The organism is Niallia sp., from assembly GCF_031978665.1.
Classification (GTDB): domain Bacteria; phylum Bacillota; class Bacilli; order Bacillales; family Cytobacillaceae; genus Niallia.
Genome location: NZ_DALZDK010000023.1, coordinates 78,808 through 89,027, shown reverse-complemented (window position 1 = coordinate 89,027; position 10,220 = coordinate 78,808). Strand labels below are relative to the sequence as shown.

9 protein-coding genes are annotated in these 10,220 nt (G+C 37.3%); all 9 read left to right on the top strand.

Annotation, left to right across the window (positions count from 1 at the left end; genetic code table 11):
• The first annotated feature begins 301 nt into the window (after window positions 1-301).
• The 9 genes from RTL21_RS13970 (at window position 302) to RTL21_RS13930 (ending at window position 10,002) form a co-directional block, all read left to right on the top strand.
• Window positions 302-1,216, top strand: coding sequence for a proline dehydrogenase family protein (locus tag RTL21_RS13970; protein WP_312096499.1), 915 nt, complete (start codon window positions 302-304; stop codon window positions 1,214-1,216).
• A gap of 126 nt (window positions 1,217-1,342) precedes the next feature.
• Window positions 1,343-2,917, top strand: coding sequence for an L-glutamate gamma-semialdehyde dehydrogenase (gene pruA / locus RTL21_RS13965; RefSeq protein ID WP_312096497.1), 1,575 nt, complete (start codon window positions 1,343-1,345; stop codon window positions 2,915-2,917).
• 344 nt (window positions 2,918-3,261) lie between these two features.
• Window positions 3,262-4,938: a sigma-54 interaction domain-containing protein gene (locus RTL21_RS13960; RefSeq protein ID WP_312096495.1), complete on the top strand. Its 1,677-nt coding sequence runs from the start codon at window positions 3,262-3,264 to the stop codon at window positions 4,936-4,938.
• A gap of 73 nt (window positions 4,939-5,011) precedes the next feature.
• Entirely contained in the window at window positions 5,012-5,467 is a 456-nt protein-coding gene (locus RTL21_RS13955) for a hypothetical protein (RefSeq protein WP_312096493.1), read from the top strand.
• Window positions 5,468-5,640: 173 nt separating this feature from the next.
• Window positions 5,641-6,681, top strand: coding sequence for an L-threonylcarbamoyladenylate synthase (locus tag RTL21_RS13950; RefSeq protein WP_312096491.1), 1,041 nt, complete (start codon window positions 5,641-5,643; stop codon window positions 6,679-6,681).
• Window positions 6,682-6,787: 106 nt separating this feature from the next.
• Window positions 6,788-7,342 (top strand): manganese efflux pump MntP, encoded by a 555-nt coding sequence (locus RTL21_RS13945; protein WP_312096489.1) that lies wholly within the window; start codon window positions 6,788-6,790, stop codon window positions 7,340-7,342.
• Between the two features lie 223 nt (window positions 7,343-7,565).
• Complete coding sequence (locus RTL21_RS13940; RefSeq protein ID WP_312096487.1) at window positions 7,566-8,015, top strand: low molecular weight protein arginine phosphatase; 450 nt, start codon at window positions 7,566-7,568, stop codon at window positions 8,013-8,015.
• A 31-nt stretch (window positions 8,016-8,046) separates the two neighbouring features.
• On the top strand, window positions 8,047-9,348 hold the full coding sequence (locus tag RTL21_RS13935) for a methyl-accepting chemotaxis protein (protein ID WP_312096485.1): 1,302 nt from the start codon (window positions 8,047-8,049) through the stop codon (window positions 9,346-9,348).
• 81 nt (window positions 9,349-9,429) lie between these two features.
• Window positions 9,430-10,002: a TIGR01440 family protein gene (locus RTL21_RS13930; protein WP_312096484.1), complete on the top strand. Its 573-nt coding sequence runs from the start codon at window positions 9,430-9,432 to the stop codon at window positions 10,000-10,002.
• The last annotated feature ends 218 nt before the right edge of the window (window positions 10,003-10,220 follow it).

Below are 10,220 nucleotides of genomic sequence, written 5' to 3'. Positions count from 1 at the left end.
AGCCGGAATACACGTAGACGCCACGGGGATTAGCGAGACAGTCTGAGACCCCGGAAAGCGAAGTGTATTCTGGCTGCGGGTAATAGCAACAAACTTTACGAAAATAGCCTAGAAATAAACAGGATATTAAAGAAATTATTTTTTTTTGGCGATTCCGGTATTTCCTTTAATCAAATAACAAAAATTAATCAGAAAATTGTGGATTTTATAAGATGTCCTATTGTATAATCAAAGCATAAATTAAACATAAATGTACAGTGAATACGTTTTAAACAAAAGTGTTCAAAAGGGGAGCTTGATAATGGAAGTTGCATTGAGAAATATGTTTCAGTCATTAGCTAAAAATAAGTCCGCGAATAAACTAGCTCGCAAATATGGCTTGCGCTTTGGGGCTAAACGATTTGTTTCTGGTGAATCCATTGCCGAGGCGATTTCAAAAGTCACAGAATTAAACAATTCCGGCAGAGTCGTTACACTCGATCATTTGGGTGAATTCGTCTACACAAAAGAAGAAGCGCATGAATCAACCATCATGTCTTTAAAAACATTAGATGAAATTCATGCATCAGTAGTTCAATCGCATTTATCAGTGAAAATGACATCACTCGGGCTAGATATTGATAAAGATTTATGTTTAAACAATATGCGGAAAATTGTTTCTAGAGCAAACCAATATGGTAACTTTGTTCGTATCGATATGGAAGACTATGCCCATTGTCAAATATCAATTGATATTTATGAAGAGCTCCGTCAAGAATTTGATAATGTCGGTTTAGTCATTCAAGCCTATTTATATCGCACAGAAGAAGATATGAAACATTTGAATGAATTAAATGCAAATTTACGTCTAGTAAAAGGAGCTTATAAAGAGTCGCCAGACGTTGCCTTTCCAGAGAAAAAAGACGTAGACGAAAACTATAAAAAAATCATTGAAATGCATATGCTAAACGGAAACTATACAGCAATTGCCAGCCATGACGAAAAAATTATTCAGTTCACAAAAGAGCTTGCAGCAAAGCATAAGATTGATAAAGACAAGTTTGAATTCCAAATGCTTTATGGCATATGTGAAGATTTGCAAAATAAGCTAGTGAAAGAGGGCTACAAAGTAAGAGTATATGTTCCATACGGAAAAGATTGGTTCGGCTATTTTATGAGAAGATTAGCGGAAAGACCAGCAAACGTGTGGTTTATTCTTAAAAACTTGTTTAAATAAGCCTGTTAAAAGGCTCCCCTTATATATATTTCCAAGTTTAGTAGGTTTAGAGATAATGGAGAGATTTTTTTATCAAGATAATCATACTGAAATCCCCATTTAATAAAACGAAAAGGAGAAATGGACATGACAAATATTACAAGTATCCCACCGTATAAAAATGAACCGTTTACTGATTTTACAAAGGTAGAAAATATTCAAGCGATGGAAGCTGCTATTCAAAAAGTAAAAGGAGAATTAGGAAAAAACATTCCTCTTGTAATCGGGAAAGATAAAATTGTTACAGAAGAAAAAACAGTGTCGATTAATCCTGCAAATGTTGATGAGGTAATTGGAGAAGTAAGCAAAGGAAATAAAGAATATGCAGAGAAAGCTATGCAAGAGGCATTACATACTTTCGAGACATGGAAGAAGGTAAAAGCCTCAGACCGTGCCGAGTATTTGTTCAAAGCAGCACAGAAGATGAGAGAAAGAAAACATGAATTTTCTGCTTACTTAATCCTAGAATCAGGAAAGAATTGGGCAGAAGCAGATGCGGATACGGCTGAGGCTATTGACTTCCTGGAGTTTTACGCAAGAGAAATAATTCGTTTAAGTGAAACATCTAAAAATCAGCCACTCTATCCTACAGCTGGTGAGGTCGATAATAAGATTACGTATATTCCACTTGGCGTCGGCATTGTTATTTCTCCATTTAACTTTCCACTTGCTATTATGGCGGGAACCACGGTTGCTGGAGTGGTTTCAGGGAATACGGTAATCTTGAAGCCTTCTGATAATACACCTGTAATTGCCGCTAAGTTTGTTGAGCTTATGGAAGAGGTAGGATTGCCATCTGGCGTCATTAACTATCTTCCTGGTGATGGATTGGAAGTAGGCGAATATTTAGTAGAGCATCCAAAAACAAGATTCATTTCCTTCACTGGATCCAGAGCGGTTGGATGTCGCATTTCTGAACGTGCATCCGTCGTTCAGCCTGGCCAAATTTGGTTAAAGCGCATTGTTGCTGAAATGGGTGGGAAAGATGGTATCGTTGTTGATGAAACAGCAGATATTGACGCAGCGGCAGAAGCGATTGTAGCGGCAGCATTCGGTTTCCAAGGTCAGAAGTGTTCTGCTGGTTCCAGAGCAATTATTGTCGAGTCTGTATATGATCAAGTTGTAGAAAAAGTAGTAGCGCGAACAAAAAATCTAACCGTTGGTCTTCCGGAAACAAACGCACCAGTAGGGCCAGTTATTGACGAAAAAGCATTAATTAAAATACTAGATTACATTGAAATCGGTAAAGGCGAAGGGAAACTAGTAATAGGGGGATCCCGTGCACAAGGAAATGGCTATTATATTGAACCAACTATTTTTGCAGACGTTCCTGCAGAAGCACGTATTATGAAAGAAGAAATTTTTGGACCGGTATTGGCAATCTGTAAAGTACCTGATTGGAAAACAGGTATTGAAGTATACAACAATACAGATTATGGATTAACTGGCTCATTCTTTTCCTCTGAAGAAAATCGTATTGAATATGCATTAGAAAATCAACATTGCGGCAACCTGTATATCAATAAAAAATGTACAGGGGCACTAGTAGGAGTTCACCCATTTGGCGGCTTCAATATGTCCGGAACAGACTCTAAAGCAGGAGGATTTGACTACCTCCTACTTTTCACACAAGCAAAAGCAAGTACAAGAAAAGTGCTGTGAAATAATTCGAGGTTGTTTAGTGAGGATTGTTGCTTTAAAAAGAAGGCAAAGTATTAAAGGAAATAATTAGCATGCTGAATACACTTCGTCTACTCCACGAAAAGCGAAGTATATTCAGCATGGGGATTAAGTTAAAACCATAATTAAATTAAATTATTAAAAAGCTGTCTCCATTAAAGATAACCACAAGAATATTACTAGAAAGAAGTAAAAAAAACTTCTGCATATTAATCATTCATGTGCGACTTTTCGTAGGAAGCAGCTTTTTCTATTCAATTCCTTATTGGAAAAAACGATTATTTAGTGATAAATTTATCAATAATAAGGAAAGAAAGGATTAAGCCATGTTTACCGATTCACAACTGGAGATAGAAACTTCATTTACCATCCTCTCAGATGACGGAAAAATCAGTACGCTAAAAGATGCATTACTAGACTATTCCTACGCGATTATAGAAAGTGAGCAGCAGCTATTTGTGATTGGAAAAGAAGAACAGTTCCTTTTATCAGCTGTGGATAAAAGTCAATCAATTAGTGACTGGCTGGAAGAAAGCAGGATGATGCCATCAGAGTTAATTTCCGTTAAGGAACTAAATAAAGAAGAGATCAAATGGTTAAGACCGGTCATTATAAAGGAGCAAAAGGATTATCAAGGAATTGTGAACGCAGCTGAAAGAATTCGATCCTTGCAAAGGGAAAATAGACAGGTCCTAACTTACTTTGAAACGCTTGCAGAAACCATTAACGATGCAGTAACTGCAGTAGATAGGGGCGGAACCGTATCCTACTGGAATAGCGTGGCAGAAGATACGTATCATATCAGAAAAGAAGCGATTATTGGCAAAAAAATTGGAGAGCATTTTGACTCGGAATCCATTCAATTACATAAAATCCTCAAAGAAGGTAATCCGATTAGAGGTATTTATCATCGCCCAAATGAACACACACATGTATTAATTAACGCTTCCCCTGTTCTTGTAGAAAATGAAATCATTGGTGGTATTTCAACAGAGCGTGATATAACCAAGTTAATTCGTTTAAATCAGGAACTAGATTCGAATACATCCTTGTATGTTCAAAAAGAGGAACCTTTTTCCTCACTATTATCAGAAAGCAAAGCAGTGAAAAGAGCAGTGGAGATTGCTCAAAAAGTAGCTTCTGCAGAAATACCAGTTCTTATTACTGGAGAAGTAGGTACAGGGAAAGAACAGCTTGCGCAGGCGATTCATTACGGAGGATCTAAGAGAAATAATCCATTTTTAGCTCTAAATTGTTCAACGGTTCCAAAAGATTTAATAGAAATGGAGTTATTTGGCTATCAGAAAATGACCTTTGATTCTAAATATACGCAGGAAATAGAAGGAAAGCTGGAACAGGCCGAAACAGGGACGTTGTTTATTGAGGAAGTGGATAAGATGCCACTTGCAGTTCAAGAGAAACTTTTACACTATATGACGGATCGATCTTTTACGAGAGTTGGAGGAGTGCGGCAGAAAAAATCGTCAACAAGATTGATTCTATCTTCCACCCAGCCTTTAGGAGAGTTAGTAAGAAAAGGGACATTTAATGAAAAACTCTATTATCAAATAAGTATTATCCATATTGAAATTCCTCCACTCCGTGAACGAAAAGAGGATATACCAGGTCTAGTGACTGATTTTATTAAAGTGTATAAGGAAAAACATGATAAAAAAGTAACGAAAATAAATGAACAAGGTTTGCATATTCTGTGTGCATATGATTGGCCTGGCAATATAAAAGAATTAAACAATGTGATAGAGCATTGTGTGTTAGTAAGTGGAAGCAATAATGAAATAATGCTTGAACATATTCCTGCTGAAATTGTGAATAAGTATAAGGTTTCTATTCGAGGAGAAAAAGGGAATAAGGAAGAGGATGAAATGCATCGAATAGAAGAAGCGCTTAAAAAAACCTATGGAAATAAGAGTGCTGCAGCCACATTACTAGGAATTTCAAGAGGAACTTTATATAACAAAATAAAAGAGTTTGGTTTAAAGTAAGAAAATCTAGCATTTTTTTCAAAACCTTTTCATAGAAATAGAATAAATAGTAGATGAAGAGGTGAAGGAAAGGATGCATATCATTAGACAGGCTGAAACAATAGATGTAGAAAAAATTACTTCTTTTTTAACGAAAGCGGAAGTGAAAGTAGAAGGATTGGAAGAATGGCTCGATCACTTTTTACTAATGGAATCAGAAGCTGATCGGATGCTGATCGGAACGATTGGAATCGAGCCGTTTGGAAAAGTAGGCTTGCTCCGTTCGATGGTGCTTTCCGAAGGAACAGTAGAGGATATTTTATTTTTAATTCAGCAAGCTTTAAAATTAGCAACAGAAAAAAACATGGATGCTGTCTACTGCAGTGTAAATAATCAACATTCTATTCAATTATTTCAAATATTAGGGTTTCAAAGGATAGAAATGGACGATATTCCACAGGTGATGAAGGAGTCGAATGCTGTAAAAAGCGTTTTCGCTGTGAATAAGTCTCATTTTATGTATATCCCTATGAATATTGTGGATAAATAGCATAAGTTATCCACTTTTTCATGCTATTTATTCACAATTTGTGGACAAATCAGATTTTTATCCCCGTTGGATGAGATACTTGTCCTTTTCATCAAATGATGGTATTGTCGAAAAATGAGGAATTAGAAGCGATTTTGAGGAAGAAATATTAGAATTGAAAAAGGTGGATACAAATGAAGACAATTTATTGGTCAGTGGATAAAAATGTGGATAAGGAAGAGAGTTATTCACATATACAACAAGCTGCTGATCTTTTGAAAAAAAATGAGGTCGTCGCGTTTCCGACAGAGACAGTCTATGGATTGGGTGGAAATGCGAAAGAAGATTCAGCTATTACAAAAATATTTGCTGCAAAAGGTAGACCGTCTGATAATCCGCTTATCATACATATTGCAAAACGAGCGCAATTAGAGGAATTAGTAGAAAAAGTGCCAGCGACAGCAGAAAAATTAATGGATACTTTTTGGCCAGGACCATTAACTATTATTTTTGAAAAGAAACAAGGGGTATTATCAGAGGTTGCCACTGCTGGTTTATCCACAGTAGGCATAAGGATGCCAAATCATCCTGTTGCTTTACGAATTATTGAAGAAGCAGGGTTGCCAATTGCTGCGCCAAGCGCTAACCGTTCTGGGAAACCGAGTCCAACAAAAGCGATTCATGTAAAAGAGGATCTGGATTCATATATCGCGGGAATAGTGGATGGAGGGTCAACTGGAGTAGGAGTTGAATCAACGGTTGTTGATTGTACGGATGACGTAGTAGTAATTCTCCGTCCAGGTGGCGTCACAAAAGAACAATTGGAAAGTGTTGTAGGAGAAGTAAAAATGGATCAGGCGCTGACTAATAAGGAGATCAAGCCGAAATCACCAGGAATGAAATATACACATTACGCTCCCAATGCACCATTGTTTTTAGTAGACGGTTCAAAGGAAAAACTTCAATTATTAATAGAAGAAGAAAAACAAAAGGGTCATAAAGTAGGTGTCCTAACAACTGCAGAGAATAAAGAGTACTATCAAGCTGATTTTATTTATGCTTGTGGAAAAAGAGATGATTTATCCACAGTAGCTACAGAGCTTTATGATGGTTTACGCAGCTTTGATCACAAGCAAGTAGATATTATCTTTGGTGAAATGTTCCCGACAGAAGGTGTTGGACAAGCAATCATGAACAGATTAATGAAAGCTGCTTCCCATCAAGTGATAAAATAAAGCAATTTGGAAAAACTTTTTCCATCAGAAAATATTGCAGATTCTTACTTCTAAATGAACTTGGACGTGCATAATCTCTAATTAGCAAGTCCAAGGGGGCCAAAAAATGTCTGCAGTTGTGGGAGAACTATTTACACTTATTTTAATGGCATTTGCTTTAGGTATGGATGCATTTTCTGTTGGGCTAGGCATGGGGATGTTTCAGTTAAGATTAAAGCAAATCGCGAAAATCGGCTTTATAATCGGAATCTTTCATGTAATTATGCCGCTATTCGGAATGATTGCAGGTAAGTTTCTTTCGGAAAACTTTAGTGAAATAGCCGGATATATAGGTGGAGCATTGCTTGTTCTATTAGGAATTCAAATGATTTGGACTGGATTTAAAGAAGTAGAGACAAGCCGGATTACACCGGTTGGCTTTGGGCTACTTTTGTTTGCGGTCAGCGTGAGCCTGGACAGCTTCTCCGTTGGTTTAAGTCTCGGAATATATCAAGCAAGAACAGCAGTCGTTCTGCTTTGCTTTGGAATTAGTGCGATGGTGCTGACGTGGTTAGGCCTGCTCATTGGAAGGAAAGTAAAGGGCTGGTTAGGTTCCTATGGAGAAATGCTTGGAGGCGGAATTCTGCTTGTATTTGGAATTAAGTTACTAATTAGTTTATAGCTATACTAGCTTACAAAAAGGTGGCTTTCATCATAGGGATGAAAGTCGCTTTTTAATAAATTTAAATTTACCTAAAATACTTACAAGATATTTACAGTAGACAAACGCTAAAAATGTACTAGTTTTCTCCGATAAAAGAACAGTATTTACTTGTCTTCTTTGTAAGCAAATAGAAATATTAGGTAAATTGGTCTATAATAAAAGGATAAAAGGAGGATAAGTGATGATTCGCGTATTGTTTGTTTGTACAGGTAACACGTGCAGAAGTCCGATGGCAGAGGCTATTTTAAAGCATAAATTTGCTTCTGAAGTTGAAGTTAAATCAGCTGGCGTCTATGCGATAGACGGAGGTGCGGCTTCTTTTCAAGCGCAGGAGGTTCTCGCTGAAAAAGGAATCCAGCATAATCATTCTTCAGCTCCGGTAACAAAAGAGTTAATAGACTGGGCTACATATATTTTCACCATGACAAAGGGGCATAAAAATTTGCTTACATCCGCGTATCCATCTTCTGTAGAGAAAACGTTTACACTTAAAGAGTTTGCAGACAATGATGCAAACGGGGATGTGAGTGATCCATTTGGCGGCTCTGTATCGATGTATCGAGAAACCTATCAGGAATTAGAAAAGCTGATTGATAAAATAATGGAAAAAATAACGAAGACTGAATGGTAAAGTGCTTTTTATTTATAAGGGGGAGAAGAGAGTGGGGACCAAGACGCAATATAAGTTTAGTTTAAGGAAAAAGCTAGCATTATTTATTACGATTCTAGCGATTATTACGTATTCAACAAGTGCTTTTTTTATGTATATTATCTATCCAGCGATTGAAAGCAAAATCGCAATTAGCTCCGTGTTTTTTAACATAATCACATTATTATTAGGAGTATTTTGGTCAGGATTTTTAGGGTTTTTAGCGGCCGGTTTTATTATCAAACCATTAAAAAGATTGGAGCAAGGTGCTTTAAAAGCCGCCCATGGGGATATTAGTCAAGATGTGGAAGTTTCAAAATCAGATGACGAAATAAAGTCTTTAGGTCTAGCTTTTAATCATATGCTTTTTAATTTGCGAGAAATGGTCCAAAGTATTGAAAATAATTTTAATAAGACAAATGAAACAGTAAAAATGATTTCAACTGAATCGGAAAATGCGCTGGAGCACACACTTGCTATTTCTAGTTCGGTAGGAGAAATTGCTGGTGGTGCGGAAGTATCAGCACAAAGTGTCCAAGCTTCAGCGGAGTCTGTAGAAGAATCAATGAATATCGCGCTAACAGTGGAAGAAAAAGCAAATATGTCAAAAACGATTTCAGAACAAATGTCAGAAAAATTAGTGCAGACAAATAAAGTTGTTTATTCCTTAGTCAAAGGGATGAAGGATTTGGCAGTGGAGAATACAAATTCCCTAAAATCTGTACAAAATTTAGAAATTCATTCCAAGGAAATTGAAGAAGTGTTAAAGCTTGTTGGGGAAATTGCATCGCAGACAAATTTATTAGCACTGAATGCTTCGATTGAAGCTGCGCGTGCAGGAGAACATGGAGCAGGCTTTAGTGTAGTTGCAGAAGAAGTAAGAAGATTAGCAGATGAAAGCGGAAAAGCAGTAGAGGGTATTGCGGACATAATTCGAAATATGCAAACAGAAGTTAAAAATGTCGTCGAGCAAATTACGAAGCAAGTAGGGGATGCAAAAGAGAAAGCGGAAACTGGGGAGAAGACAAGCGTAATTTTTAACGAGATGAATGAGACAACAAATAAAATGGTTTATGCTACGGCAGATATTACTGAATTGATTCATAAGCAGAAACAGCAGATTTATGAAACTACACAGCAATCGCAAGAAGTGGCGGCAATTGCGGAAGAAACAGCCGCGGGAGCCCAACAGGTAACGAATATTACAGAAAGCCAAACAGCACTTATTCGAAAAGTGGATAGTTTAGCATTAGAATTACAAGCACATGCTGAAGAGCTACAACAAACAATTTGTCGATTCCAAATTAAAGAATAGAATGCTTGTACTCGAAATATCTTTGTGCAATGATGGTTATAGTAAAGAGAAATGTAGGTAACTTGAAGAGGGGTGTTTTATATGAACGAGGAAACACTTAAGCTAAAGGAACAGCTACAAACGATTTTAACAGAGTATCAGGAACAAGCACAGCTTGGAGATCAGCAGCTATTTGTAATTGGATGCAGTACAAGCGAAGTAATCGGGCAAAAAATTGGTACGGCGGGAACAGAAGATGTCGCTTCGTTGATTTTTGAAGAATGTCAGAAGTACCAACAGCAATCAGGAATTTCCCTTGCCTTTCAATGCTGTGAGCATTTAAATCGAGCGTTAGTAGTAGAAAGAAAAGTGATGCAGGCAAGAAATTTGCCAGAAGTGTCAGTTGTGCCAGTTCGTCATGCAGGTGGGGCAATGGCAACTTTCGCCTTTGGGCAAATGGAAGACCCAGTTGTAGTGGAGTTTATTCAGGCTGACGGTGGAATAGATATAGGTGATACCTTTATTGGTATGCACCTAAAGCATGTTGCGGTGCCAATACGAACATCCCTTAAGCAACTTGGGAATGCACATGTTACTCTTGCAAAATCACGTCCGAAATTAATTGGCGGTCCAAGAGCGGTATATGAGAAAACAAAAGAAAATTTTTCGTGCTAATTTGGAAAACCAATGAAATTCCTGCTTGTTTGGAGGAGTTTTGTTGGTTTTTTATTTGGATATCCATGTTCAGGTAGTGGCAGCGGTTTCCGTGACTGACTGCTGCGAAGGAAGATGTTCATCAAGGGAATGAAAGCCGAAATGGAGAAGAGGAAGAGAAAAATGGTGTTCATCAAGGGGATGAAAGCCGAAATGAAGAAGAGGAAAGGGAAAAGTGG